At 44.7% G+C, this 24,692-nt stretch carries 26 protein-coding genes; 17 read left to right on the forward strand and 9 right to left on the reverse strand.

Annotated elements, in window-relative coordinates; genetic code table 11:
* Nucleotides 1–28: 28 nt before the first annotated feature.
* The 3 genes from F0261_RS04765 to F0261_RS04775 are packed head-to-tail and all read right to left on the reverse strand — an operon-like array spanning nucleotide 29 to nucleotide 2,173.
* Nucleotides 29–1,000 carry a hypothetical protein gene (locus F0261_RS04765; protein ID WP_171337343.1) on the reverse strand — a complete coding sequence of 324 codons (972 nt, stop codon included), beginning with the start codon at nucleotides 998–1,000 and terminating at the stop codon, nucleotides 29–31.
* Entirely contained in the window at nucleotides 987–1,625 is a 639-nt protein-coding gene (locus tag F0261_RS04770; RefSeq protein WP_039228305.1) for a potassium:proton antiporter, read from the reverse strand. The genes F0261_RS04765 and F0261_RS04770 overlap by 14 nt, the downstream gene beginning before the upstream one ends.
* The gene (locus tag F0261_RS04775; protein ID WP_171337344.1) at nucleotides 1,619–2,173 is read right to left on the reverse strand and encodes a prepilin-type N-terminal cleavage/methylation domain-containing protein; all 555 of its coding nucleotides are present in this window, start codon (nucleotides 2,171–2,173) and stop codon (nucleotides 1,619–1,621) included. Before F0261_RS04775 ends, F0261_RS04770 begins: the two co-directional genes overlap by 7 nt.
* A gap of 78 nt (nucleotides 2,174–2,251) precedes the next feature.
* Here F0261_RS04775 and F0261_RS04780 point away from each other — a divergent pair, with 78 nt between their 5' ends.
* The gene (locus tag F0261_RS04780; protein ID WP_171337345.1) at nucleotides 2,252–2,644 is read left to right on the forward strand and encodes a type IV pilin protein; all 393 of its coding nucleotides are present in this window, start codon (nucleotides 2,252–2,254) and stop codon (nucleotides 2,642–2,644) included.
* A 38-nt stretch (nucleotides 2,645–2,682) separates the two neighbouring features.
* On the opposite strand, the gene F0261_RS04785 is transcribed toward F0261_RS04780, so the two are convergent.
* Complete coding sequence (locus F0261_RS04785) at nucleotides 2,683–3,228, reverse strand: GspH/FimT family pseudopilin (protein WP_171337346.1); 546 nt, start codon at nucleotides 3,226–3,228, stop codon at nucleotides 2,683–2,685.
* 413 nt (nucleotides 3,229–3,641) lie between these two features.
* On the opposite strand from F0261_RS04785, the gene nadE reads away from it, so the two are divergent.
* Together nadE and F0261_RS04795 are read left to right on the forward strand one after the other, a co-directional pair.
* Nucleotides 3,642–4,478, forward strand: coding sequence for an ammonia-dependent NAD(+) synthetase (nadE, locus tag F0261_RS04790; protein ID WP_014979790.1), 837 nt, complete (start codon nucleotides 3,642–3,644; stop codon nucleotides 4,476–4,478).
* A gap of 2 nt (nucleotides 4,479–4,480) precedes the next feature.
* On the forward strand, nucleotides 4,481–4,819 hold the full coding sequence (locus F0261_RS04795; RefSeq protein ID WP_014950115.1) for a P-II family nitrogen regulator: 339 nt from the start codon (nucleotides 4,481–4,483) through the stop codon (nucleotides 4,817–4,819).
* A 67-nt stretch (nucleotides 4,820–4,886) separates the two neighbouring features.
* Here the strand turns inward: F0261_RS04795 and F0261_RS04800 are convergent, their stop codons facing one another.
* The gene (locus F0261_RS04800) at nucleotides 4,887–5,402 is read right to left on the reverse strand and encodes a peptidylprolyl isomerase (RefSeq protein ID WP_014979789.1); all 516 of its coding nucleotides are present in this window, start codon (nucleotides 5,400–5,402) and stop codon (nucleotides 4,887–4,889) included.
* A 59-nt stretch (nucleotides 5,403–5,461) separates the two neighbouring features.
* Complete coding sequence (locus F0261_RS04805) at nucleotides 5,462–6,508, reverse strand: folate-binding protein YgfZ (protein ID WP_014979788.1); 1,047 nt, start codon at nucleotides 6,506–6,508, stop codon at nucleotides 5,462–5,464.
* A gap of 187 nt (nucleotides 6,509–6,695) precedes the next feature.
* Here F0261_RS04805 and F0261_RS04810 point away from each other — a divergent pair, with 187 nt between their 5' ends.
* The 3 genes from F0261_RS04810 to F0261_RS04820 all read left to right on the forward strand — a co-directional run bounded on the left by F0261_RS04810 (nucleotide 6,696) and on the right by F0261_RS04820 (nucleotide 8,350).
* A complete protein-coding gene (locus F0261_RS04810) occupies nucleotides 6,696–6,947 on the forward strand; it encodes a succinate dehydrogenase assembly factor 2 (protein WP_014950112.1) in 252 nt (83 codons plus the stop codon).
* 121 nt (nucleotides 6,948–7,068) lie between these two features.
* The gene (locus F0261_RS04815; protein ID WP_014950111.1) at nucleotides 7,069–7,464 is read left to right on the forward strand and encodes a hypothetical protein; all 396 of its coding nucleotides are present in this window, start codon (nucleotides 7,069–7,071) and stop codon (nucleotides 7,462–7,464) included.
* A 13-nt stretch (nucleotides 7,465–7,477) separates the two neighbouring features.
* Nucleotides 7,478–8,350 carry a MaoC/PaaZ C-terminal domain-containing protein gene (locus F0261_RS04820; RefSeq protein ID WP_039231614.1) on the forward strand — a complete coding sequence of 291 codons (873 nt, stop codon included), beginning with the start codon at nucleotides 7,478–7,480 and terminating at the stop codon, nucleotides 8,348–8,350.
* 301 nt (nucleotides 8,351–8,651) lie between these two features.
* On the opposite strand, the gene nadB is transcribed toward F0261_RS04820, so the two are convergent.
* The gene (nadB, locus tag F0261_RS04825; RefSeq protein ID WP_171337347.1) at nucleotides 8,652–10,337 is read right to left on the reverse strand and encodes an L-aspartate oxidase; all 1,686 of its coding nucleotides are present in this window, start codon (nucleotides 10,335–10,337) and stop codon (nucleotides 8,652–8,654) included.
* Nucleotides 10,338–10,534: 197 nt separating this feature from the next.
* On the opposite strand from nadB, the gene rpoE reads away from it, so the two are divergent.
* The 10 genes from rpoE to F0261_RS04875 all read left to right on the forward strand — a co-directional run bounded on the left by rpoE (nucleotide 10,535) and on the right by F0261_RS04875 (nucleotide 20,009).
* Entirely contained in the window at nucleotides 10,535–11,113 is a 579-nt protein-coding gene (rpoE, locus tag F0261_RS04830; protein ID WP_012518957.1) for an RNA polymerase sigma factor RpoE, read from the forward strand.
* A 99-nt stretch (nucleotides 11,114–11,212) separates the two neighbouring features.
* Nucleotides 11,213–11,794, forward strand: coding sequence for a sigma-E factor negative regulatory protein (locus F0261_RS04835; RefSeq protein WP_014976995.1), 582 nt, complete (start codon nucleotides 11,213–11,215; stop codon nucleotides 11,792–11,794).
* A 124-nt stretch (nucleotides 11,795–11,918) separates the two neighbouring features.
* Nucleotides 11,919–13,103 (forward strand): MucB/RseB C-terminal domain-containing protein, encoded by a 1,185-nt coding sequence (locus tag F0261_RS04840; RefSeq protein ID WP_039228288.1) that lies wholly within the window; start codon nucleotides 11,919–11,921, stop codon nucleotides 13,101–13,103.
* Between the two features lie 18 nt (nucleotides 13,104–13,121).
* The gene (locus F0261_RS04845) at nucleotides 13,122–13,583 is read left to right on the forward strand and encodes a SoxR reducing system RseC family protein (RefSeq protein WP_014979784.1); all 462 of its coding nucleotides are present in this window, start codon (nucleotides 13,122–13,124) and stop codon (nucleotides 13,581–13,583) included.
* 308 nt (nucleotides 13,584–13,891) lie between these two features.
* On the forward strand, nucleotides 13,892–15,688 hold the full coding sequence (gene lepA, locus F0261_RS04850; protein ID WP_014950105.1) for a translation elongation factor 4: 1,797 nt from the start codon (nucleotides 13,892–13,894) through the stop codon (nucleotides 15,686–15,688).
* Nucleotides 15,688–16,590, forward strand: coding sequence for a signal peptidase I (gene lepB / locus F0261_RS04855; protein WP_014950104.1), 903 nt, complete (start codon nucleotides 15,688–15,690; stop codon nucleotides 16,588–16,590). Before lepA ends, lepB begins: the two co-directional genes overlap by 1 nt.
* Nucleotides 16,590–17,276, forward strand: coding sequence for a ribonuclease III (gene rnc / locus F0261_RS04860; protein ID WP_171337348.1), 687 nt, complete (start codon nucleotides 16,590–16,592; stop codon nucleotides 17,274–17,276). The genes lepB and rnc overlap by 1 nt, the downstream gene beginning before the upstream one ends.
* A 19-nt stretch (nucleotides 17,277–17,295) precedes the next feature.
* Nucleotides 17,296–18,207, forward strand: coding sequence for a GTPase Era (gene era / locus F0261_RS04865; protein ID WP_171337365.1), 912 nt, complete (start codon nucleotides 17,296–17,298; stop codon nucleotides 18,205–18,207).
* Between the two features lie 226 nt (nucleotides 18,208–18,433).
* Complete coding sequence (gene pdxH, locus F0261_RS04870; protein WP_014950101.1) at nucleotides 18,434–19,072, forward strand: pyridoxamine 5'-phosphate oxidase; 639 nt, start codon at nucleotides 18,434–18,436, stop codon at nucleotides 19,070–19,072.
* 115 nt (nucleotides 19,073–19,187) lie between these two features.
* Nucleotides 19,188–20,009 carry a TatD family hydrolase gene (locus tag F0261_RS04875; protein WP_171337349.1) on the forward strand — a complete coding sequence of 274 codons (822 nt, stop codon included), beginning with the start codon at nucleotides 19,188–19,190 and terminating at the stop codon, nucleotides 20,007–20,009.
* A gap of 17 nt (nucleotides 20,010–20,026) precedes the next feature.
* On the opposite strand, the gene F0261_RS04880 is transcribed toward F0261_RS04875, so the two are convergent.
* Complete coding sequence (locus F0261_RS04880) at nucleotides 20,027–20,743, reverse strand: hypothetical protein (RefSeq protein WP_014950099.1); 717 nt, start codon at nucleotides 20,741–20,743, stop codon at nucleotides 20,027–20,029.
* Between the two features lie 118 nt (nucleotides 20,744–20,861).
* On the opposite strand from F0261_RS04880, the gene serB reads away from it, so the two are divergent.
* Nucleotides 20,862–21,845, forward strand: coding sequence for a phosphoserine phosphatase SerB (serB, locus tag F0261_RS04885; RefSeq protein WP_039231744.1), 984 nt, complete (start codon nucleotides 20,862–20,864; stop codon nucleotides 21,843–21,845).
* Between the two features lie 171 nt (nucleotides 21,846–22,016).
* Here the strand turns inward: serB and F0261_RS04890 are convergent, their stop codons facing one another.
* Nucleotides 22,017–24,542, reverse strand: a complete 2,526-nt coding sequence (locus F0261_RS04890; protein WP_171337350.1) for a PilZ domain-containing protein — start codon at nucleotides 24,540–24,542, stop codon at nucleotides 22,017–22,019.
* Between the last annotated feature and the right edge of the window lie 150 nt (nucleotides 24,543–24,692).

Consider the following 24,692-nt stretch of genomic DNA (forward strand, 5'->3'; position numbering starts at 1 on the left):
CTGGTTTTTCGTTTACCTAATATTCAGCTCAATCGTTTGTTGAGTTATTCCTATACCATGAACCCGGGATAGGGATAATTTTAGCGAGTGTAGTGTGCGATTGAAGGTTTTTCAGCACCGTGGTGGACGGTGTTAATGACCCATCAAGTCTCGTATTCAAGGGGTGGTTGGAAACGTAAGCGCCTTTTATAGATGCCTCAGGCGAAACATGCAAAGTGTGCGTATATGGCGTGGTGGAAAGCATAACTATCAAACCATGGAATTGCGTATCAGCGTGAAGTGAAAGGTCGCCATCCACTATCAGTAGCATTAAAGGCTGGTTTTCGTCTGAGTGTGCTATATCTTCGTTATCCAATTGGCAATCTCCCTCTATCCAGAAAATACTGGCAGGCGGAAGGTCCACACAATCCTGTTTGGCAACGCTTTGAGGAAAATACGTCGCGCTCAGGTGCTCTATGCTTCGATTAAAAAGCCATTCGGTAAGCTGATTGTCCCATGATAATTGTTGAGTTGAAGTAGGTAGCCTTAACAGTGACGGGTAGCGCAGAAATTTAGCTGTGTAAATCGTATTACTTTCGTCTTGGGAAACCCGCACGTCAAAGTGTTGCAAAGACTGCTGTTCTTCACCAACTAAATCGGTCTGCTCAATAAGTATCGTTGCATTGGATATGTCTATCCTATTCAACGTTTGCGAGGCCGAATGACTTCGTAACAACGTGGCGATTTCTTTGACTTGCTGCATGGATGTAACATGCGCCTTCTCGGTTTCCCGCTTTGTCTTTTCAATCGTATAAAATTGTTGAACCTGCTGTGATGTACTTATAGCTGAGAAGGTAATAGCGCTTAATAATATGGCCACAATTCCCAACACGGCGATGCCTTGCTGAAAGCGAAGCGGTGCAGTAGGGCGTGTAGGTACAACCCCTCCATGGCTTGTTCTAAACTCAGTTTTTCTGTTGCCTCTTTGAGGCCACTGCATTTCGGTATTAGTAGTAGGCATTGACAGCCTCTACTATGAACGTCCTGGCGCTTTTGACGGTAGGATCAACTTTACTGTGCAACTCTATTTCAATTTCATAGGCACTTCCCCAGCTACTGCTGTGCCTTCGGTTAACCGTGAATTTGGTGGCAACGGTAGTTTGCGTATCGGTTAAGTCGTACCAACCGCTTTGTATACAGGAATGTCCCGCTACTCGGTACTCGATGGCATTGTCGTGCAATCGGTATCCAAAAAACTCCCCCTGAGCCTGCGATACCACGCCGTCCTTGTTCTTATCATAAGAAAAGGTAACACAGCTATTTTCAGGTTCATTTGCGCGGTGGCCAGTGGTTACTTCGAATACCGTATTTTCGATTGTGGTCGCACCGAAAGGTGATAGGGTGTTAGGGGAGTAAACAAAACCCGCTTTGCTTAGGTGTTGTGTAATTGTACTTTGTAGCGCACGTATGTCGTCTTCTACGCTGGTAGCGTGTTGAATTGATGAGTGTGCAATGTGCGACCGCGCCGCTTGAGTTGCTACGGCTGAAATCACTATACTTGCCAAGCCACAGGCCACCAGCAGTTCGGTGAGACTATATCCACAATACGGCTTGATTGCGCCACGACGCATTACATGTTTTAGCATGGCGCTATTCCAGAAATAGATTGAACGCTACATAACTTTATTCGCCCCAATGTATTAATTACTAACTCTGCCCTGAAACGCTGGCTTGAAAGCGTTAGTGTCGTATTACTTGCAAAATTAAGGGTACCGTTTTTATTAAACGCGACAATCTTGTCCTCATTATTGGTTGTGCTCAATTCTGTATTCCACCGCGAAGGCAGTGACAAGAAACTCGACTCAGTCAAGGCACAGCTTTGGCGGGTGGCGCAAGAGCACGAGTCTTCTTCGCTCACGAGTACACAGCTATTGTGTTCAATTTGCGCAATCAGGAACATGTTCTTTTTGTTTATTAGTGCCTTCATTCTCGCCTGTTTTGCGAGTGAGGCTATTCCGGTGGCAGCATGTTTAAAGGCGTTTCGCTCATTCCATGCATCAAATGAAGGAATAGCAATTAACGATAGGAGACTGATTACTGCCAGTACAACTAGCATTTCTAAAAGCGTAAACCCATTCAATCTCCGTTGTGGAATGCTTAGCTTGTTGTTGGATGTGTAAGCCTGAAAAGCCATGCGTAAGTCCAGTTACCCTGCTTAGTTCATATTGGTAATCTCAATGTACCGAAATTCAATTAGAGAGATAGCTGTACCATGGAAGGGAATTATAAAGCGTACATACAACATCATCTGACTGAAGGGTTTACGCTTGTAGAAATACTGGTTGCAACGGCTATAGCAGGCATATTGTGCGTTGCGACTACGTCGGCAATTACCGCTAGCGAACAACTAAGTCAGCTCAACAAGGTTAAAGCGTACCTTCTGTCTGCCCAAGCAATTCAGTCGCGAAGTTGGCTACTTACAGGCGAGTACGTAACGCACGATGCGTTGCCACCCTCTGGAATAGCCAGCGTACGCATCTCACAAACCATCAGCGACACGGGAATGTATGAAATTAGTGCAACACTGACGTCTAGAGCATCTACGGATAGCTGTAGAGTAATAAAAATACGTGAAGACGCACTGACGCCCACAGAATGTTGGTAAGAAAATGCTCGAAACTTAACGATATGAAAAGTGAACGGTTAGCTACAGCTTAACTCATTACCTTCTAAGTCTTCTTTTTTGCCGTTGTCATCACTGTCTACGGCAACAGATATTCTTCCGTAAAGCGATAATAAAAGTGCTGATGCATAATTTGTATCGTTGTTATTGGGACATAAGGTGATAGTTGCGGCGCGGTCTATTCCGCCTTGTTCGTCGAAGATAAGGCTGCCGGTTATACCGGAGATGGTATTGGCATTACTTAGTGGATCGCTCGCTACAACTAAGACCTCACTGTTATCCCGGCTGCCGTTTCCATTTGCATCTATAAACACCATTTTTGCATTGCGCCAACTCGACGTGCAGGCTGTATAGTTTTGCGTAGGGCACAGCACTACGTTGGTTTGTTCGTCTACCGCAGAAAAGCGAGCGCGTTGAACCACTGCACTTAAATTGTTTAAATCAGAGGTAATTCTATTTTTGATTACGATATTTTGAATGCCAGGGGCAACTGTGGTGAGAATAATGGCAAGAATAGCGACGGCAACAAGCATTTCTAGAAGGGTTAATCCTCGCTGTCTCGACATTATGGATAGTCGTGCTGTAAGCCTAGTGTTTGTCATAAACGGTATTCGATTCCACGCGTTGCTATAAAGAGAAACAGGCGGGTTTGCTTTTGCGCCGCCTTTCTCCAATGTAATGTTGTAGCGCCATAATTTTACGCTACTTACTCATATTTTAGGGTAAACTAATTTGAGTTGGCAAAGGTATGTTTTACCGCGCAACCGCATATTTGGCCATACGCCTTACGTTTAATGGCTTGTCGTTCTGCTGTGCTTGAATCTCAACTTAATAATAAATAAATTGCTGACCTTAAGTGCTGCACAACTGCAATACCAGAAGAGTAAATCCAAATAGATGCGCGGATACCACTAACATCTGCGGTCAGATTGTCGTAGAATCAAGTTCCAGGACGCCCCAAAAATACGTGGATATAATGATGCAAAAACAAGCAGTTATTGATGAAATGAAAGTGCTGCCTGAAATTGACGTAGAGTACGAAGTCGCACGTCGAGTCTCGTTCATAAAAAAGCAGTTACTTACTTCTGGTTTAAATTCGCTGGTACTGGGTATTAGTGGCGGCATTGATTCATGCACATTGGGTCGGTTAGCTCAATTAGCAGTAAATGAATTAAACGAAGAGCACCACGAAAAATACCAATTTATCGCGGTTCGTTTACCTTATGATACCCAAGCCGATGAAGACGATGCACAGAAATCTATCGACTTTATCCAGCCCTCTCATTCTCTTGCAGTGAATGTAAAACCTGGCGCAGACGCTATTCATGCGTCTACTTCACAAGCGCTTGCCAGTGCTAACCTTCTTCCCGACAATGAAGCGAAACAAGACTTTGTGAAAGGAAATGTTAAAGCACGTACCCGTATGGTTATCCAGTATGAAATTGCTGGGATGGTTGATGGCCTCGTTTTAGGTACCGATCATTCGGCTGAAAATATTACAGGGTTTTATACCAAGTATGGTGATGGTGCATGTGACCTTGCGCCGTTGTTTGGTCTCAGTAAGCGCCAAGTACGTGCAGTGGCAGCCCATTTGGGTGCACCACATAACGTCATCACTAAAGCGCCAACTGCTGACTTGGAAAGCCTGTCTCCGCAAAAAGCCGATGAGCAAGCATTGGGCATGTCTTACGACCAAATTGATGACTTTTTGGAAGGAAAGCCAGTTTCTGCGGAAGTGGAAGAGAAATTGCTCTATATTTATGAGCGTACACAGCATAAACGTGTGCCAATTCCAACAATTTACGATGAGTTGTAGTCATGAAAAAAATTGAAGCTATCATTAAACCGTTCAAAATGGACGATGTTAGGGAAGCGCTAGCTGAAGTCGGTATCGCAGGGATGACAGTGTCAGAAGTGAAAGGGTTTGGTCGTCAAAAAGGCCATACTGAACTTTATCGCGGTGCTGAGTACCAAGTTGACTTCCTACCCAAGATCAAAATTGAGCTTGTATTGGACGATGACCGCGTTGAGCAAGCGGTTGAAGCTATTCAAACGTCAGCTAAGACAGGCAAAATTGGCGACGGGAAAATCTTCGTTTACAACGTTGAGACCGCCGTACGAATTCGTACCGGTGAACAAAACGAAGACGCGATTTAACTAATCGGTGTTTATCAAGCATAAAAAAGGGAGCCGTTGGCTCCCTTTTTTGGATGATTATCACACGTTAGTGTTTATCGTCAGAGCATTCACCTGTTTTGGGATCACAGCAGCTGCTTTCTGCTTGGTGCACATGACCGTGTTCAAGCTCTTCTTTCGTTGCTTCTCGTACGTCAACAACAGTTACGTCAAAAGTTAGCGGAATACCGGCAAGAGGGTGGTTACCGTCAACAACAACCTCTTCGTCAGTTGTTTCAATGATAATGACCGATTGCTCACCTTGTGGCGTAGTTGCGCGGAAAGACATACCCACTTCAACATCCATACCGTCAAACATTGAGCGTGGTACAGTTTGTACAAGTTCGTCAGCACGTTCACCGTAAGCTTTTTCAGGGTTTACTGAAACGTTGAAGCTATCTTCCTTCGATTTACCAATAAGTGCATCTTCTAGTCCTTCAATTAAGAAGCGACGGCCTAGTAGTACTACTAGTGGCGATTTCCCTTCTGAAGAGTCTAGCGTTGTGCCGTCTTCGGTAGATACGGTGTAGTGTAGCGTTACAACGCTGTCAGAAGTAATTGTCATAACAAATCCTATCTTGGCCCTTTAATAAAGGGCAATAAATGTAATGCAGTAAAAACTGCTTATCGACGTTTTTTCACAATATTGCTAGCTTTCTGCTCAATACTGTACGGCAAAGTATTAGGGTAACAGGTAATGGCGTTATTATCAGCCAATCTGTGTAAATCTTCGCTGGTGGTGTCGTTGTTCAACACAGCAATAAACCAGGTTTCATTATCAAGCGATGCAACATTGAGTATTTTGCCCGCTATACGCCAATTTTCGCCCAACTGCTTTTCTAATGCATCGCCAGGTTTAATATTTACGTTACCTTCAAGCTTAAAGCTGTAGGCGGCGCGTTTGTTTTTACCTAAGAAGCGGGTTCGCGCAACCACTTCTTGCCCCATATAGCAGCCTTTATCAAAGTCGATACCGTTGAGCGCCTGCACATTAATCATCTGGGGCACGTATTCCGCCACTGCGTCGCCTTGCACTAAAGTGTGTACGCTTTGAATTTGTATAGCGTCAAACACGGTTTGGGGATAGCAAGAAAGGGTTTGCGCCTCTATTAACGAATTTATTTGCTTTGCGCCATTATCATCTAAAAGAACAATAATTCCTTTGCAGCTAGTATTGGCAAAGAAGGCGACGCCGTGTTCGCTCTCGACCTTTTCAAGAGAGCCATTGTCACGAGTATCGCTCTCTAGAAGGCGTTCGACTTCGTTTTCGGAGAAAAGCTGGCTTAACGCTGCCTTTACTTCGTTAGTTTTCACTGCATCAAGCGAAATAAAATAAGCGCTGTATGTTTGTGTGTCGTCGAGAATATCAACCTTAGAGAACACACCATACTTATTAAGCTGTGCTAATGAATGACTACCCGCATCTTCATTGGTAACCAACAATAATTTGTTTTGGTGGCGAGTTACGTACCCGGTAGACCACGTTTTGCCTTTATTATCACAATGGGCGAAATGCCTGGCAGTATTTTCGGTTAGCTTATTAATGTTGACCGTAATTTGCCCTTGCAGGTAACTGTCGGCCTGTTCTCCTTCCAAAGAAATTATCATGGCATTTGAAAGCTTGACCACAAATTCACTTGGAAGACTTTGTAATGATGCGATAGATGTCATATTCACCACTGTAAAATTCGCTGTATGTACTCAAGGTATGGTAAAACCATCAATATTCAAGGGCAATACATGGGAATGTGCGCAGATTAAGATCTATTTAGTTTGCCTATCTGACCAAAAGAGCAGTGATCCCCACGCATAGGGCATGGTATTATTGTTAGCGAATAAAAAACGGTATGAAAGACATATGTTTGAACCAAAAAGATTAGCGCGATTAAAGTGGGCGTGTCGCAGAGGCATGCTAGAGTTAGACGTACTTTTACTTCCTTTTGTGGAAGAAGCCTTCGATTCTTTAAGTTATGAAGATCAAGAAACATTTGAACGTTTACTCACCAGTGATGACCCTGATTTGTTTGCATGGATCATGGGACACCAGAAGTGCGAAGACCCTGAACTAGCCGCCATGGTGGCGACTATCGTCAACCGTGTCAAAGTATAGAATTTGCATTACGCACAATAGGTTTAGAAGGTTATTTGGGGAAGTATGCGTTGCTGTTTGTCTTTTCGCAGCATTGTGCAGCCTTCCTCAATACTTGTGGTCTTGGCTGAGCTTCTCAAAATTGATAGCGCTCGTTGCTGTTGCAACTACGTTAGTTATTTTCTGGCGTCTTTATGACGCGTTTAGTAACAAAATTTCTGCTACTCAATACGCTCTCTCTTTGACCAGCGATGGTATTATCCGGGTTGTTGACGACAGCACGCTCCCACTGGATTTGCAAAGCATGCCAAAAGGTAGCTTGTTAGTTGATGCTCAGGTCGACGGCACATCAATGAACATTCATCATTCTTCCCAGCTCTTTACTTGGGGGCTGTGTATCAATGTGCTGCGCCAAAAACGCAGATGGTTTGAAAAAGATCATAGCCATCTCGCTTGGATCTTAAAAGGTGAGTGCTGCGAAGCAGACTATCGCCGGTTGGCTAGAGCCATTATCTTGGCCCGAAAAGCAACGCCTTAAAGGAATTAAAAAGATGTTTCGTGAGTATACCAAAGCGTTATTTAAACGCGTTGACGCCAGGCAGCTTATGCAGTTTAAACCGCCTACGTTGCCTCAGCGCATCTATACCAAAACGCTCAATGTCGACAATGTGCACTACGCTTCTTTTTGTCAGGAAGTTGACTGGCCGGCAAATGAGCATGCCCATCCACTTTATTTACAGATGCTTTCCTTACCATTGCAAATGCAGTGCTTGCTGGACAAACAAAGCCCATTTCCATTGCTTGGTCTTATCCACGCTGCTAACAAAGTATCGGTAATAGACCATTGCGATTTAAGCGAGCCCTTTGAATGTCGCGTGCGCTTTCACGATGTGAGACCGCATAACCGAGGTTGGGAAGTGGATGTGATGTTAGAAGCGCTGCAGGCAGGGAACCTGGTTTACAGGGCAATAAGTAGTTACTTAGTGAAGGTGAAAGCCGTTCATGTAGCTCCACTTGGTGCTAAAAATGACTTACATGACGATTGTGAATTAGAGAATAGGGCGCTCATCGGCGAAATTAGTGCCTCGGCTAATACAGGTCGCCGCTATGCAAAGCTTTCTGGCGACTATAACCCTATTCACTTGTCTGCAATATCTGCCAAAGCATTTGGGTTTAAACAGCCTATAGCGCACGGCATGTGGACATTGTCACGCGCTGTGTCGGCATTTGTAAGTCATCAAGACTTCAGACAATCTATGAGCGTAAAAGAAGTAAATTGCCGCTTTAGAAAACCCGTGTTTTTGCCCTGTGACATTCATATTCAACAACACTGTAAAACAGATAATAGTGTGCTAATAGACGTTACCGATAGTAATGACAGCCTTGTACATTTATCTGCTAGTTTAGTGTTTAATCAGGCCTGAATTAACGTTTAATCAGGTGCAGATAAACGGGAGATAACCTAAGGTTAATATCAGCCCGCATAGATCGTTGCTCACTCAGAAGGCGCTGGCAAGTTTCCTAGCAAAGCGTAGGAATCTGAAAGGGAACAGACTGGTATAATACTGTGGAAGGTGAAAAGAGAGCATGCTGTGATGCTCTCTTTTTGTTTGACGTGTTTTATTGAGCGCTAAATGATGCAGTGTGAATGTATTGACCAGTCATTAAAAAAGGCGCATCAACAATGGCGCCTTCTGTAGACTGATACAGATCTTACTTTATGCACTAGTCGGCATCGGCGAAGCTGTCTTGAGTAATTAGCGAGCCAACGTCAGCGCCTGACAGCTGTTTTCTGGGAATAAGTATTGTAGGAACGGGGTTGTCTAACTGGTCAGGGTAGTCCAAATTAAAGTGTAACCCTCTGCTTTCCTTTCGCTCCATCGCACATCGCACAATGAGTTCTGCAACCGTAACAAGGTTTCGAAGCTCTAGCAGGTTATTACTTACCCTGAAGTGTGAGTAATACTCAGTAATCTCTTGCTCTAATAGCTTAATGCGGCGCATGGCCCGTTCAAGGCGCTTATCCGTGCGTACAATACCTACGTAATCCCACATAAACAGCCTAAGTTCGTGCCAGTTATGTTGAATGATGACTTCTTCGTCAGAGTTAGACACTTGGCTCTCATCCCAAGGCGCAATAGACTCTTCACAGTCTGCACTGGGAAGGTTTTTAATAATATCTTCTGCTGCAGCGCTGGCAAAAACCACACACTCAAGTAAAGAATTAGATGCCATGCGGTTGGCGCCATGCAGACCTGTGTAGGCCACTTCACCGATTGCGTATACATTATTCAAGTCGGTTTTGGCATTAAAGTCGGTCATCACTCCGCCGCAGCTATAGTGCGCAGCAGGCACGACTGGGATAGGTTCACGGGTTATATCGATACCAAGCGAGCGGCACTTGCGATAAATATTAGGGAAGTGCTTGACGATAAAGTCAGCAGGCTTGTGACTGATATCCAAGTACATGCAGTCAGCGCCCAATCGCTTCATTTCATAGTCGATAGCGCGAGCGACTACGTCGCGCGGCGCAAGATCGCCACGTTCATCAAATTTGTGCATAAAGCGGGTACCGTCGGCGTGGCATAGGTTTGCGCCTTCGCCGCGCAGCGCTTCTGTAATCAAAAAGTTACGTGCCTGCGAGTGGAATAAGCAAGTCGGATGAAATTGATTGAATTCCATATTGGCCACGCGACAACCCGCTCGCCATGCCATGGCAATGCCGTCACCGCTCGACACATCGGGGTTCGATGTATACTGGTATACCTTACTACCACCGCCAGTCGCTAGCGCAACGAAAGGGGCGCGAATTACTTCAACGTGCTCTTGTTGTCTATTCCAAACATAAGCTCCCACAACGCTGTTCTTTTCTTCCTTCGAAGGAATGAGATCAATGGCGTTATAGCGCTCAAATATGTGAATGTTTGGATGGGTCGATACCGCGTCGTTTAATGTAATTTGAAGCGCTTCGCCTGTGGCATCTGCAGCGTGAAGAATTCGCCGGTGGCTGTGTCCGCCCTCACGGGTAAGGTGAAAGCGCTCCTCACCAGATTCACTTTTTTCTGTATCAAACGGTACACCGTAGCTGATAAGCCACTCAAGTGACGCCTTTGCTCGTTCTGCAGTAAATCTTACGGCTGGCTCTTCGCAAAGCCCAGCACCTGCAGCAAGCGTGTCTTTTACGTGTGCGTCTATGGAGTCTTGTTCATCGAATACTGCGGCAATACCACCTTGTGCATAGCGGGTAGAGCCTTCATTGCGGTCACTTTTACTAAGTACAATAACCTGACAATGGTCGGCAAGCTTAAGCGCCAAGCTCAATCCTGCCGCGCCACTCCCAATAATCAATACGTCACAACGGTGTTCTATTGCATTTGATGTGGAAGTTAGTGAAGACGATACAGATTTCATGTATTTTTATATCAATTCAAACGAGCAAAGGTTCGGCAAGTCTAAAGGATGAGTAGCAAAACACAATCATTCTTGCCCCCTGGCCTAAGCATTTTTTAAAATATTTAATGCTTTTACAGAACTTTTGTAAAAAGAACGCGTCTATACACATGCTTGTTAGAGCTATTGTGTAGTTGAAGTAGGGAGTAATGGCTCGAATGAGCGAGCAGATAACCGACCAACAACTGGTCGAAAAAGTACAGCGTGGCGATAAAAATGCGTTCAACTTGTTGGTAACTCGTTACCAACATAAAGTGATGCATCTCGTTTCTCGCTATGTGAAAAATACCGGTGACGTTGCTGATGTAACGCAAGAAGCGTTTATCAAAGCATACCGTGCCTTACCTAATTTTCGTGGCGACAGTGCATTTTATACTTGGCTTTATCGCATTGCGGTAAACAGTGCCAAGAACTATCTTGTATCTCAAGGTCGCAAGCCGCCTGCAAGCGATGTCGATGCTGACGAAGCAGATTTCTATGAGGGTAGTGATGCATTAAAAGAGCAATCTACACCCGAGCGAAGCCTGTTATCTGAGGAAATTGAAGAAACCCTGTTTAAGGTAGTTGAGAAGCTGCCGGACGATTTACGTATGGCGATAACGCTGCGTGAAATTGAAGGGTTGAGCTATGAAGAAATCGCGAACGTAATGTCGTGTCCTGTGGGTACGGTGAGATCCCGTATTTTTAGGGCTCGCGAGGCGATTGATAAAGTTATTCAACCGTTGTTAGAAAATTAAAAAGAAATAAAATCAAAAAAAGATGAACTTTCTTTTTTCCACGATGACTAACAGCTGTGTTAGGGTAGTTAACGATCACTTTGATCTGGAAATGAATATATGACGCAACAGCAAGAAAAATTGTCCGCATTCATGGATGGTGAGATAGAAGGCAATGACATCATCGATGCGATTAAGCAAGATGAAGCGCTTCAGGCCAAATGGCAACGTTACCATGTGTATCGCGGTGCAATGCGAAAAGAAGCAAGTGTTGCTCCACAGTTGGACATCACCGCAAGCGTAGCAGCTGCGCTTGAAAACGAGCCAGCTATTGTCGCACCTAAACGCTCGCGCTGGCAGTCGATACCATTGATTGGCAATGTTGTTCCTTTTGCGAAGCAGTCAGGCCAGTTTGCAGTAGCTGCGTCGGTGGCAGTGGCAGTTATCTTTGGTGTTCAATACACTAATCAAGAAGCGCCTACCGAGCCATTTATGACAGCGCCAACGATTGCTCCTCAAGGTGGATTGTCTCCAGTGAGTTTGGAACAAACCAGAACGTTACCACGTAACGACATGAATGAAATGCTTGAGAAAAAGCGCAAAATTAATGCATTGATTGCTGATCATGAGCAGCAAATAAAGCTTAAGCAAGCGCAAGAGGACGAAGGTGAAAGCGAAACAAGTGGACCAGAGCGCCCATAAGTTATCGCAGCCAGTCAACATTAGTTGGAATGTGCTTTCGCAAGTAAATTGCGACTGACATGCATTTCATATTTTAATCATACCAGCATATACTGCTGGTATGTTTGTTTTAAGGCAGGAAAAAATGCGCTGTAGTTCTATCCTTGCACTTTTTTTCATTTCGGGCGCGGCTATTCAGCCCACTATTGCCCAAACTACTTCGCTGAGCGAAGAAACGAAAGCTCCTATTGCCCCAGTCCAAAACGTGAATGATGGCGACGTTGAATTAGACGCTAACTCAGAATCAAACACGAGGGCTGTTCGACTAGATGAAGCCGATCAAGAAGAAGCAGTGCGAGAAGACGTGATTCAAGAGCAACTTGAACAAAGTCGAAGCGAGCAAAATGCATCTGCTTCTCGCACACGAGAGCCTCAATCGGCCAACCAGTGGTTAGCTGAACTTCAAAACATTATAACCAATGCCAATTTCCAAGTGTCTTTTGTGCAAACTATTGCAGGAAAGGAAACCGTTCCATATTTATGGCGCCACGGGATTATGGAAGATGGCTCTGAATTAGAGCAGTTAAATCTTCAAAATGGACCAGGCCGCGAGCTGATTCGTGTGAACGATGTGGTGAGTGTATTTGAGCCAGATGTACAACCCTATAGCTTGCGTTCAAAGCATATCAACGGCCCAATACCAAGTGTATTATTGTATCATCCTGAACAGCTTGCCGAAGCCTATGAGTTCGTCGCTGTGGGAAGAGCGCGGGTGGCAGGACGTTCAGCGCAACAAATTCGAATAGTCAGCCGAGATAACACGCGATTTGGTTATCAACTGTGGCTGGATGAGTCGTCTGGTATGTTGCTCAAACTGAACATGCTTGATTTGCAAGGGGCGCTATTAGAGCAGATTCAGGTCACGGCATTTGCGATATCGCCAGAGCCTGCTGATTATTTCTCACGAATTAATTCTGCGTCGTTACCCGCGCCCATGGCGCTGAGCAACACGCCAAATCGTGCACACAAATGGGATGTCACCTATTTGCCGGCTGGCATGCGAGAAATAAAGCAAGATACAAGACGATTGGCCTTAACAGGGCAAATTGTAGAATATAAACTCTTTTCAGATGGATTGGTTGACGTATCTGTGTATGTTCAGCCTGCGGAAGATGCGTTAGGTGAAACGCTGGCGCTGCGCAATGAAGTGAGTACGTTCTTAACGTTGACAGACGGCAAAGCCCAGGTGACAGTGGTGGGAGAAATACCTTTGCAAACCGCTAACGCTATTGCTACGTCTTTACGCCCCGTCAGCAGTGTAAGTGAATAACCGCGCAATTGAGTAACAATGATAAGAGAAACCGCCACCGTAGTTGCCGTTAATGGTGATACGGTCACCGTAGAAGCAGCGATTAAATCGACCTGTAACGCATGCCAAGCACAAAGTGATTGTGGTACCGGCGTTATTTCTCGTGCGCTTGCACCGAAAACGCAGCAGTTGACGCTGCGTACTCCCATGCCTGTGCGGGTTGGCCAAGAAGTGACTGTAGGCATACCGGAAGCAGGTATTTTAAGTGCATCGGCTTGGTTGTATTTGCTACCGCTTATAGCGTTTATCGGGGCATATTCGGTGTCGATATCATTACTTAGTAGTAACGGATTTACTCACGAGTTATGGGCCATGCTGCCAAGTGGGTTAGTAACCTTGTTTACCTATAAACTAATTGCTTACAAGTTGCGTCGTGTAGAACGTACGAAATATCAACCTGTCCTATTGGGTCAAAAAGATCACAGTGCAGTAGAACATTGATTTTTTGAAGGGCTTTACGCTGCTCAATGGTTTAACACGGGTCTGCTCCATACGAGGCCATTTTATACGAGATAATAGTGTTAACTCACGCTCATCAATGTAGCCAAGTTTTGAGATAGGCCGAGGAAGTCACGTCAGGTTGCCACTTCCATTCGTTATGTTTCTTGAAAGTAATAAATTTTCCACCACGCCAATTCGCTTTTCGCGCAAGAAATGGGTAAAATCCGCACGCGCTGCGTATAACCCTTTAAGCAAGGCAAGCAGCATTTTTTGTTTAATGAATTTTTCTGCAGGTAATTTCCAGCATTATGCAACAATCGCACATTCGTAACTTCAGTATTATCGCCCACATTGACCACGGTAAGTCTACGCTGTCAGACCGTCTAATCCAGCATTGTGGAGGGCTAACAGACCGTGAAATGGCTGAACAGGTTCTCGACTCAATGGACCTGGAAAAAGAGCGCGGTATTACTATCAAAGCGCAAAGCGTAACGCTGAACTACGAAGCGCGCGACGGTGAAACTTATCAGCTTAACTTCATCGACACTCCCGGACACGTTGATTTTACCTATGAAGTATCTCGTTCTCTTGCTGCCTGTGAAGGTGCGCTTTTGGTTGTTGATGCAGGTCAGGGCGTAGAAGCACAGACTTTGGCAAACTGCTATACCGCCATCGAGATGGATATGGAAGTGGTGCCTGTACTAAATAAAATCGACCTGCCTCAGGCTGAGCCAGACCGCGTTGCAGAAGAAATTGAAGATATTGTTGGTATCGATGCACTGGACGCTGTGCGCTGCTCAGCAAAAACCGGTATCGGTATTGAAGATGTACTTGAAGTTATTGTAAATAAAATTCCGCCGCCAGAAGGTGACCGCGAAGCGCCACTTAAGGCGTTGATTATCGATTCTTGGTTTGACAACTATCAAGGCGTTGTTTCACTGGTACGTATTGTCGAAGGCCAGTTGACCAAGAAAGACAAAATTCAAATTATGTCAAACGGTCAAACGCATCAGGTTGACAAAATTGGTGTATTTACGCCTAAGCCACTCGATACAGGCACATTAAGAGCCGGTGAAGTAGGCTTTATCATTGCAGGGATTAAAGATATCCAAGGCGCGCCTGTGGGCGACACCATTACCTTGGCACGTGAGCCTGCTGACGCAATGCTACCGGGCTTTAAAAAGGTTAAACCTCAGGTTTATGCCGGTATTTTCCCAATAAGCTCTGATGACTACGAAGACTTTCGTGACGCTCTGGCGAAATTAAGCCTGAACGACGCTTCACTATTCTATGAGCCAGAAAGCTCTGCCGCGCTAGGTTTTGGATTCCGTATTGGTTTCCTTGGCATGCTGCACATGGAAATCATTCAAGAGCGTTTAGAGCGTGAATATGACTTGGGTCTTATCACCACTGCGCCAACGGTAATTTACGAAGTAGAAACGACCAAGGGCGAAACCCTTACCGTAGATAGCCCAGCTAAGCTACCTCCGGTAAACGATATTGCGGAAATTCGTGAGCCTATGGTTGAAGCCAACATTCTTGTACCACAAGAATACTTGGGTAACGTAATTACACTTTGTGTTGAAAAGCGCGGTATGCAAACCAACATGACATACCACGGTAAGCAAGTGGCGGTAACTTATGAGCTGCCAATGGCAGAAGTGGTGCTCGATTTCTTCGACCGCTTGAAATCTACGAGCCGTGGTTTTGCATCGCTTGATTACAACTTTAAGCGTTTCCAGACATCAGACATGGTGCGTGTTGATATTCTTATTAACGGTGAACGTGTAGACGCGTTAGCGGTAATTACGCACAGAGAAAACTCTCAAGGTCGTGGTCGTGAGCTGGTCGAAAAGCTTCGTGAGCTTATTCCACGACAAATGTTCGATATCGCTATTCAGGCGGCTATCGGTAACCATATTGTTGCAAGAAGTACAGTTAAACAGCTACGTAAAAACGTAATCGCGAAGTGTTACGGCGGTGACGTAAGCCGTAAGAAGAAACTACTTCAAAAGCAGAAAGAAGGTAAAAAGCGAATGAAGCAAGTGGGTAATGTTGAATTGCCACAAGATGCGTTCCTTGCAGTATTGAAGGTGGGCAAATAATGGCGAATTACTTCTCCTTGATTTTGGTGGCACTCACCTTAATAACAGGATTAATCTGGCTAGTGGATAGCCTAGTGTTTGCACCAAAGCGAAAAGCACGTTTACAGGCTGCGGCAACCGCAGAAGGAGCGGGCTATGGAGAAGATCCTCAACTGCCGTACCTTGTTGATACTTCGCAACAGATTTTTCCTGTTATTGCTTTCGTATTGGTATTGCGTTCGTTTTTATATGAACCATTTCAAATTCCTTCAGGCTCAATGATGCCCACTCTGTTAGTGGGTGACTTCATTTTGGTTGAAAAGTTTGCCTATGGCGTGAAAGACCCGGTTTTCAGAAGTAAGCTTATTGAAACTGGCGTTCCAGAGCGTGGTGATGTGGTGGTTTTCAAGTACCCTGAAGAGCCTTCAATAGACTACATTAAGCGCGTGATCGGTTTACCGGGCGATACTGTGGTTTATCAAAACAAACAGGTTTATATCAAACCGAAGTGTGAGACTGGCAACAACTGTCCTAAATTGAAAGCCGTACCGCTGACGTTCCAAGAGCGTGGTGAGTTCGTACAGGACATGGCGCAGCTTATGCGTTACACCGAAGATTTAGGCACAGTAGAGCACGACATTTTGCGCCACCCAGTACGCGAGATATCGCCGGTTAATTTTTATACCCAGCCTGGAACGCGCAGCAATGAGTGGATTGTGCCAGAAGGTCAGTATTTCGTGCTAGGCGATAACCGTGATAACAGCCGCGACAGCCGTTTTTGGGGTTTTGTGCCAGATGCAAACTTGGTTGGAAAAGCGGTGGCGATTTGGATTTCATTTGAATTTGAGCGCAGTCCGTCAGACTTCCTTCCAACTTGGGTACCAACAGGTGTTCGATTTGAGCGAGCAGGTGGCATTCATTAATGCAGGGAATTGATAAATATCGTCGTCTGTACAAGGCGATAGGCTACACATTTAGCAATGAAGCTTTATTGGAACAAGCACTTACTCATCGCAGTGCGGCTAAACAGCACAATGAGCGACTAGAATTTTTAGGTGACGCTATTTTAGGCATGATTGTTGGGGAAACGCTGTTTAAGCGATTCCCAACTGTGCCAGAAGGCAAACTCACACGAATGCGCTCTACTTTGGTTAAAGGAGACACACTGGCAGAACTTGCAAAGGAAGCCAGTGTGGGTGAACTACTTAACTTAGGGCCCGGTGAGCTCAAAAGCGGTGGTCATCGTAGAAGTTCGATTTTAGCCGATGCAGTTGAAGCTATTTTAGGGGCTATTTATCTCGATTCCGGTATGGACGAGGTACGAGGCGTTATAGACCGTTTATGGGAAACCCGCATTAACAAACTAGATCCTAATGCCCACCCTAAAGACAGCAAAACTCGTCTTCAAGAGTTTTTACAAGGTCGTAAACAAGCGCTACCAACCTATGAAGTGCTGTCTATTTCAGGGAAAGATCATGCTCAGACTTTTGAAGTTAGCTGTCAGGTAGAAAGTCTACCAGAAGCGGTAGTGGCGTCTGGCAATAGCCGCCGAAAAGCAGAACAAGAAGCTGCTCGTTTAACATTGGAGAAGCTTGATGACAACGCATGATGAATCGAATTTGCCAGAAATGCCTGATATTCAAACTCGCTGTGGCCTAGTTGCCATAGTAGGTCGCCCTAATGTAGGTAAATCGACCTTGCTCAATCGCTTGCTAGGTCAAAAAGTAAGCATTACGTCGCGTAAGCCGCAAACCACGCGCCACCGCATTCTTGGTATAGACACCGATGGTGACTATCAAGCGATTTACGTTGATACCCCAGGGCTTCACCAAGACGAAAAGCGCGCGATTAATCGCTACATGAACCGCGCGGCATCAAGCTCTTTGGCTGAAGTTGGCCTTGTGCTTTTTGTTGTCGAAGGCGATCGATTCAACGCCGAAGATGAAATGGTATTAAGTAAGGTTAAACAAGCGAACCTTCCTTGCTATCTCATCGTAAACAAAATGGATAAGGTTGAAGATAAAGAAAACTTTATGGTTCACCTTAAAAAGCTTGGCGAAAAGCACCCGTTTGAGCACATGATCCCTATCAGTGCTAAACAGGGCCGAATGGTTGACGAAATTAGAGAGTTAGTGGCCACGTCGCTACCTAAAAGTGAGTTTTTCTTCCCAGAAGATTACATTACTGACCGCTCAAGCCGCTTTATGGCTGCTGAAATCATTCGCGAAAAGCTTATGCGCTTTACCGGCGATGAACTGCCTTACTCTACTACTGTGGAAATTGAGCAATTCAAAATGGCAGACAATGGTGTTTATCGTATCAGCGGTCTGATTTTGGTAGAGCGTGAAACCCAAAAACGCATGATCATCGGCAAAGGCGGAAAGCATTTGAAAACCATTGGTGAGCAAGCGCGTAAAGATATGGAAAACTTGTTCGACAACAAAGTATTTCTAGAACTTTGGGTGAAAGTGAAACAAGGCTGGGCTGATGATGAACGTGCTCTACGCTCTCTAGGTTACGGTGACGACAGTAACTTCTAGTTCACGCTAATATTATCTTTATAACGCTAGTTAGCTGTAACTGGCGTTATATTAGCACGTTATATTAGCAAAGATAGTGAGTCAGCATTTTCGCCAAGTGGTGTAGCTGATGGCTTGTGGACAACTACCTCAGTTAGATGCGCTTATGTGAGCATTTACACGGTGGTTTATTTACTCGGTTCCAACATCTCTAGCAGGCACAACAACTTCTTTTTAGGAGCGGTATATGGCAATTTCAGATATGCGCAGGCAGTACTCAAAGGGCAGTTTGAGTGAGTCAGATATTACTTCAAGTCCATTTATCATGTTCGATAAATGGTTAAAAGACGCCATAGACGCCGGAATTCCTGATCCTACTGCAATGACGGTTGCCACCGTCGATGCCAACGGCCAACCCTCTCAGCGTATCGTTTTGTTAAAAGATGTCAGTGAAAAGGGCTTTGTGTTTTTCACTAACTTAGGCAGCCGTAAGGCACAAGAGTTAGCGGTAAACCCTAAAGTGTCGTGCCACTTTCCCTGGTTTTTTATGGAGCGTCAGGTTCGCGTATGTGGCAGCGTTGAAAAGCTTTCTGTTTCTGAGAATGCTGCTTATTTCTTTTCGCGACCGAAAGACAGTCAGCTAGCAGCGTACGCGTCAAAACAAAGCAAACCTATTGGCAGCAGGGAGCTTCTACTGACCCAGTTTAAGCAGTTAAAAGATAAGTTTGCTAACAAAGAGCTTCCCGTGCCGGACTTTTGGGGCGGTTTCAGGATCGTGCCTCATCAAATTGAGTTTTGGCAAGGTGGAGAAGATAGGCTACATGACCGCTTTGAATACAACAAAACTGAAGATGGCGCGTGGGTAACACAGCGCCTTATGCCGTAGGGAATACGTTCACCTTTCGTTCCCGCTAAAGTACTTCACTAGAATGTGAGCCCGTTTAACTATTGAGCTTGTAGATAGCGTGCGGCGAGATAAGTAACAAGGAGGCATCTAAACCGTGATTGATAGTCATTGCCATCTCGACTTACTTGCACAAAAGAAAGATCTTAGAGTTGCATTAGAAAGCGCCAAAGCCGCAGGGCTTACCCGCATCATGGCGCCTAGCATTACCCCCGAATCTTGGCAGGCGTTACAAGCGCTCAATGAACGCTTTGAAAGCCTTTTATCTATTGATACTGCGCTTGGACTCCATCCTTATTTTTTAACTGGCAGTGAGCTTGAAAAGCCAGAGCAAACACTCAAGAAGAGTCTTCGTCAACTTGAGGACGCTACGGCTAACTTGCACCCTTCGGTAAAAGCCGTGGGGGAAACAGGTATCGATGGGCATATAAGCGTGCCATTAGCGCTTCAAAAGGAAGCGCTACATAACCATTTGAAACTTGCCGATAAAGTATCGTTACCCGTAATTTTACATCACAGAAAAAGTCATCATCTGCTAGTTGAAGCATTGAAGCAAACCAAATACCAAGGTATAGGCGTTGTACATGCTTTTTCAGGAAGTATTGAAGCGGCCAAAGGGTATATTGAAAGAGGGTTTTACCTAGGTATAGGCGGTACGATTACCTATGAGCGTGCTCAAAAAACACGAAACACCCTTGGTTTTTTGTTAGAACACCATTTTGATAAATTGCTTTTAGAAACGGATGCCCCTGATATGCCCATGTGCGGTAGACAAGGAGAAGCAAACGAACCTCGTTATTTATCAGATGTCGTTGATGTTATAAGCGACCGCTATGGCATGTCACATAAAGAAATAGTGTCCACCACCACAGCGAACTACACTCGACTATTTGATATTGATGCTGGAAGTGAAGCATAGACTTCCAAATTAGCTATCTAGCGCTTCTCTTTATTTCTTTTTGATTCGATTACCTGAATAAACCATGGGCGAGATTTATAAAAGGCCCGGGTTAGGTAAATACCTAGCATGAGCGCTAAAAAGACGAGAATACACGCAATAAGAGCAAGCTGGTAACGCAATGTCAGTGGACTCTCGAGGACAGCCTGCGTGTTCATGTGAATATTCACATAACCTAGTAAATTTTCATTATCGTCAGTGATAACGCCAACATAGGTTAGCGGCGTTACACTTTGCGACTGACTCATCGACACCACACTGGCAATTTGAGGCAAAGGAGCAATATACCTCCCGTCCTTATCAAACACAGACAAGGCAAGAATGTGTGGCTCGTCGACCAAAATAGAGGCGACACTTTCAATATACTCCCGTTGAGTGAGAGTATCAGATAGCGCGGAATCTACATTGTTCTCAGTTTCCTGATTCGAAAGTGCGTCAGCGATAAAGGCAGGTTGTAGCAGTTTTGCATACTGCCTTGCTATGCTCTCACCAGAGAAGCGAGTTTGCACGGTAAGCCAGTCGTTTTGGTATTGTTGGAATAACAGAAGCAATACCACTATCAAAGCAAACACCGCACTCACTACTATTGTGTGGAACAATCGCTTTAGAACTGTGTACAACGAATGCGAGTCATTCTTTGTTTGTGAAGCTGCTTTGCTTAGCCCGTCTACCAATTCGCTTTTCCATAAAGTCACGAGGGTTGCCTAACAGTAGGATAATTCGAAATAATTTAAAAGGAGATATTTTATTAGTTAGCCTAATTGGTTAGCATTAGAGCACCATTTGCCAATCACCGCAGTTTCTGTGTGCGTTATGAAAGACACTCTTCTTAATAATATCGATAATGACGATATCCATTTAGCTTCTTTTTTGTCTCATGTAGTTAGCAATAGTCACAACGACAGTGCGTATTCACATACGTTAACCGTTATTGGTCAAGCTGTAACACCTTATCTACTGCACAGCGTTTTAATTAAACTCAACGATGTGTTTACTCCTTCTAGCGCTGCTTTCCATCATTTACACAAGCAAATGGGGGATGATGTAATAGAAATTAGAGGTGCTTTGCAAAACACTGAACTTGAGCAGATTAAGCCACTGCTGGGCGACGTATCCAAGGCATATAATGTTGATGTTGGTTTGCAGGGCTCTCGCCCCTCATTGTCTGAGCCAGGACTACTGGTCATGGACATGGATAGCACTGTCATCGCGATTGAATGTATCGATGAAATAGCTAAATTGGCGGGTGTTGGCGAGCAGGTGGCAGAAGTTACCGCTAAGGCAATGCGTGGAGAAATTGCGTTTAATGATAGCTTAACGCATAGAGTGGCCTGCTTGGAAGGCGTGCCAGTTAGTCACCTTAATCAAATTCGTGACAGCATACCTATCATGCCCGGCATTCAAGCCTTGCTTACTCACTTGAAACAGCATAATTGGAAATTAGCGATCGCCTCAGGTGGATTCACCTTTTTCGCTGACCACCTAAAAGCAAGGCTTGGACTCGATTTTGCCATTTCTAACACGCTTGCGGTGAAAAACGAGCAGCTGACTGGAAAAGTAGAGGGTGAAATTGTCAATGCAGACGTTAAGGCGCGAACCGTAAACGCCCTTGCCGAGAAGTGGCAAATTTCAGCCAAACAAACCGTTGCTATGGGTGATGGAGCTAACGATTTGGTCATGATGGCTGAATCAGCGCTAGGCGTGGCGTGTCACGGTAAGCCACTGGTTAATGAAAAGGCGGATGTGGCAATCCGCATTGGCAGTTTACATAGCCTTCTGTATTTTCTAGACAAGTAGTTAGCGAGAGTCTGTAATACAAGCGTTAGTTTTGGGGCAATAAAACTAGCGCTTCACACTTTATCGGTTACCTTTCACCAGCCACAAGTTTCCAAAATCTTGTGATTAAAATCCTCCCGTGATGGGTCTTAACCTACGGGCTCATTTAAATTGATAGGCTTTGCTATTTCACTACGCGTTGCGCGCAATAGCTTTAGGTTGAACCGCACTTTTTAACGTTTTATTTGCCGTGATGTCTTCCACTGTAAAGCCGTATCTTATAAGTACTTCATCTGTGACATCGACTAGGTGAGAGCACGCTGCAATACTCCACATTTTCTTCTCTAGCTCACGGGCCCGGTGCATGGCGTACATGGTGACGTAATTGATTTCCGTTTGCAGCATGGTCATGTCTGGCTTGCCGGTTGTGGTTAGCATGACATGAATGGCCACGAACTGGCCGCGAACCATAGCTTCTCTAATAAATGCTCGGCGCTGCTCGTTATTTTCGAATTTATCGGAATAGCGAGGAATGATCGCCATTCGCGGCTCTTTTTGTGATGCATCGAATGAGATAAATAATTCCTGTCGCAACGGCATATTTTCAAGCTTAACGGCCTTAATGCCACTTTGTACAAAAGGTATATCTTGTTTTCTGTCTCTAAAGAGAAACTCTAAATTCACTTGCCCACGTTCGGCGTATTGCGTGGTTAGGGTGGTTATGCGTTCGTCCTGCTTTCCGACAATACAAGCCTGTGGAGTGTAGCGAACACCTTCCTTACTCATTAAGAAGGATAGGGAAGTAGCGTTTCGCGCATTAATACAACGAAGCGCCTGTCCCATGCCTGGTACTTCTTCTTCGTCGTTCTCTACTTTAAGGCTGCCTTTGTTCTTTTTAATCAGTTCTTCAAAGAAGTTTCTAGCACTTTTGCCTTCGTCGCCCGGCATAGTTTTTAAATGAAGAATGTTCTTGTCGACGTTGTGATAAATGATTTCGTATTGCAAATGCATGACATCAAAGGAATTGGCAATTTCTTGCAGACGAGGGAAGGCGACTTCTACTTTGCCCTCTAAATTACCTTTATATTCTTTGCTCAACTCTATACGAAGTCCAAGTCCATGCACCGAAATATCTTCGCTGATCCCTTTGTGCACCAGTTCTTCATTATTGAAGCGAGCTTCAATTTGGGTTCTCAGCTGATAGCGACTTTCAATGCGTTGCTCTTCATATTTAAACCTGACAACCTGAACATTCGAAGGAGCGCGATTGCGGGGATGCCCAAAATTTCGCAGATGAGAGAGGTTTTCTCGATTAAACTTAAATTCGTTGTAGGTCTCTTGCCCTGTTACTGAGGTTACATCGGTTACGTGTGCCAAGAATCGCAGGTTTTTCAGCTTTGACATCAGTCGAGCCGATGGCGGAGTGTTCAGTTTTTTAACTTTATTACCTACAGAATCCGGAATGGAAAGCGGGATATGGGCCTGCTCAGGGTCAACCTTTGTTAAGGTTATTTTAAATACACGCCAACTCGCTTTTTTAGAGCCAAACCCTAAAAATACTCGGGTTAGTACGTCTTTTTGCAAGAGTTCCTCGTAAGACGCTGAGTAAAAGTAGACCTTGTCGTTCTGCAAATGAGTAAAACTAAATACGAAAATCTCTCTTACTTCTTCTGACTTCTGCAATAAGCGCATAAGCCTTTCCTGGGTGAGTAAGAAGTTCAATCGACAGTTATCGTCTTCGTCTTGCCAATACTGCACGGTTTCGCGGTTCACTTCATTAACCATAGCAAACCGGGGAACCATTGTTTTATTAATGACGTCTATATACACCGGCAGCGTGGGGCTACGCGGCGAAAAGTACTGCTCACAAATCTTACTGGTAATCGCCTCAATCGTATTGCTCATATTAACTTTATATCGGCGTTTATTGCCGTGTATAAAGCTTTCTAAGAATTTGTCGAATGCGGGGCTTGGCTTTTCTTTATCTCGTTGCAAGGCAAGATAGTTAACATCGTTTTTAGTTATTATCTTTACGAGCTTATATGCAATGCCATTCTTTTTGTCCATGGCAAATTCATTCTCTAAGCCCCTAAAGAATATAAACAGCGTTTCTCCTTTTTTGAAAAACGCGTCTTTAGAAAGTTTTACCTGTAAGCCTTCAAGAGATATATCAACACTCAAACCGCGCATTGATTGATTGGCGCTATTGAATAATTCTACCGCCACAGCGAAGTTCATGCGTTCAGTGTTGCGCTGTCTGTAATCAAGCAGGTTTACGGTAGGAACTTTAAACTGCTCCAATACTGCTGAGCGCTTTTTGAGTTCAGGGTTTTCTTTATCAGCGCGTTCTTGTGCGAGTTCTTTTTCGCGCATTAAGCGAAAGTTGTTTTCGGTGTTTTGTACTGCCTCGTAAACGCCATAAGTATATCGACCAAACACCCTCAACTGCTCTTCAAACTTGTCAACTGCGACGTCATCCATGTAATGGCTACGCCCTTCGTGTACGTATTTATTGCACTTTCCGTCAACATGACCACGCAAATCTATGGTGCGCATACAGGGTTTGGCTAGGCGTTTCACTTCCATTTTGATGAGGAAGCGCTTTTCTTTCGGCACATCAGATGCAGTTTGAAGCAATACCTGGTTAAACTCAGGCTCATTAACCATGGGCTTTAGCTGTTCAATAATATCAGCATATTGCTTTAAATCTTGACTCATGAATGCGCAACTTTGTTGTTTAGTATCATTATTTTAGTTGTTATCGGCAAATCAGCAAAACTCATTAACCCGTAAAATCGTTATACTTTTGTACCAGTTTTACTGGAGGAGAACTGACCTTAGGTTTGTGCTTAATTCACCGTTGTTAAG

This window comes from Alteromonas sp. 07-89-2 (genome assembly GCF_013113925.1).
In the GTDB taxonomy this organism is placed as follows: domain Bacteria; phylum Pseudomonadota; class Gammaproteobacteria; order Enterobacterales; family Alteromonadaceae; genus Alteromonas; species Alteromonas macleodii.

Coding starts and splice junctions, on each gene's coding strand:
- F0261_RS04765 (WP_171337343.1), bottom strand. CDS start 1,000: ATGCCTACTACTAATACCGAAATGCAGTGGCCTCAAAGAGGCAACAGA.
- F0261_RS04770 (WP_039228305.1), bottom strand. CDS start 1,625: ATGCTAAAACATGTAATGCGTCGTGGCGCAATCAAGCCGTATTGTGGA.
- F0261_RS04775 (WP_171337344.1), bottom strand. CDS start 2,173: ATGGCTTTTCAGGCTTACACATCCAACAACAAGCTAAGCATTCCACAA.
- F0261_RS04780 (WP_171337345.1), top strand. CDS start 2,252: ATGGAAGGGAATTATAAAGCGTACATACAACATCATCTGACTGAAGGG.
- F0261_RS04785 (WP_171337346.1), bottom strand. CDS start 3,228: ATGTCGAGACAGCGAGGATTAACCCTTCTAGAAATGCTTGTTGCCGTC.
- nadE (WP_014979790.1), top strand. CDS start 3,642: ATGCAAAAACAAGCAGTTATTGATGAAATGAAAGTGCTGCCTGAAATT.
- F0261_RS04795 (WP_014950115.1), top strand. CDS start 4,481: ATGAAAAAAATTGAAGCTATCATTAAACCGTTCAAAATGGACGATGTT.
- F0261_RS04800 (WP_014979789.1), bottom strand. CDS start 5,402: ATGACAATTACTTCTGACAGCGTTGTAACGCTACACTACACCGTATCT.
- F0261_RS04805 (WP_014979788.1), bottom strand. CDS start 6,508: ATGACATCTATCGCATCATTACAAAGTCTTCCAAGTGAATTTGTGGTC.
- F0261_RS04810 (WP_014950112.1), top strand. CDS start 6,696: ATGTTTGAACCAAAAAGATTAGCGCGATTAAAGTGGGCGTGTCGCAGA.
- F0261_RS04820 (WP_039231614.1), top strand. CDS start 7,478: ATGTTTCGTGAGTATACCAAAGCGTTATTTAAACGCGTTGACGCCAGG.
- nadB (WP_171337347.1), bottom strand. CDS start 10,337: ATGAAATCTGTATCGTCTTCACTAACTTCCACATCAAATGCAATAGAA.
- rpoE (WP_012518957.1), top strand. CDS start 10,535: ATGAGCGAGCAGATAACCGACCAACAACTGGTCGAAAAAGTACAGCGT.
- F0261_RS04835 (WP_014976995.1), top strand. CDS start 11,213: ATGACGCAACAGCAAGAAAAATTGTCCGCATTCATGGATGGTGAGATA.
- F0261_RS04840 (WP_039228288.1), top strand. CDS start 11,919: ATGCGCTGTAGTTCTATCCTTGCACTTTTTTTCATTTCGGGCGCGGCT.
- F0261_RS04845 (WP_014979784.1), top strand. CDS start 13,122: ATGATAAGAGAAACCGCCACCGTAGTTGCCGTTAATGGTGATACGGTC.
- lepA (WP_014950105.1), top strand. CDS start 13,892: ATGCAACAATCGCACATTCGTAACTTCAGTATTATCGCCCACATTGAC.
- lepB (WP_014950104.1), top strand. CDS start 15,688: ATGGCGAATTACTTCTCCTTGATTTTGGTGGCACTCACCTTAATAACA.
- rnc (WP_171337348.1), top strand. CDS start 16,590: ATGCAGGGAATTGATAAATATCGTCGTCTGTACAAGGCGATAGGCTAC.
- era (WP_171337365.1), top strand. CDS start 17,296: ATGCCTGATATTCAAACTCGCTGTGGCCTAGTTGCCATAGTAGGTCGC.
- pdxH (WP_014950101.1), top strand. CDS start 18,434: ATGGCAATTTCAGATATGCGCAGGCAGTACTCAAAGGGCAGTTTGAGT.
- serB (WP_039231744.1), top strand. CDS start 20,862: ATGAAAGACACTCTTCTTAATAATATCGATAATGACGATATCCATTTA.
- F0261_RS04890 (WP_171337350.1), bottom strand. CDS start 24,542: ATGAGTCAAGATTTAAAGCAATATGCTGATATTATTGAACAGCTAAAG.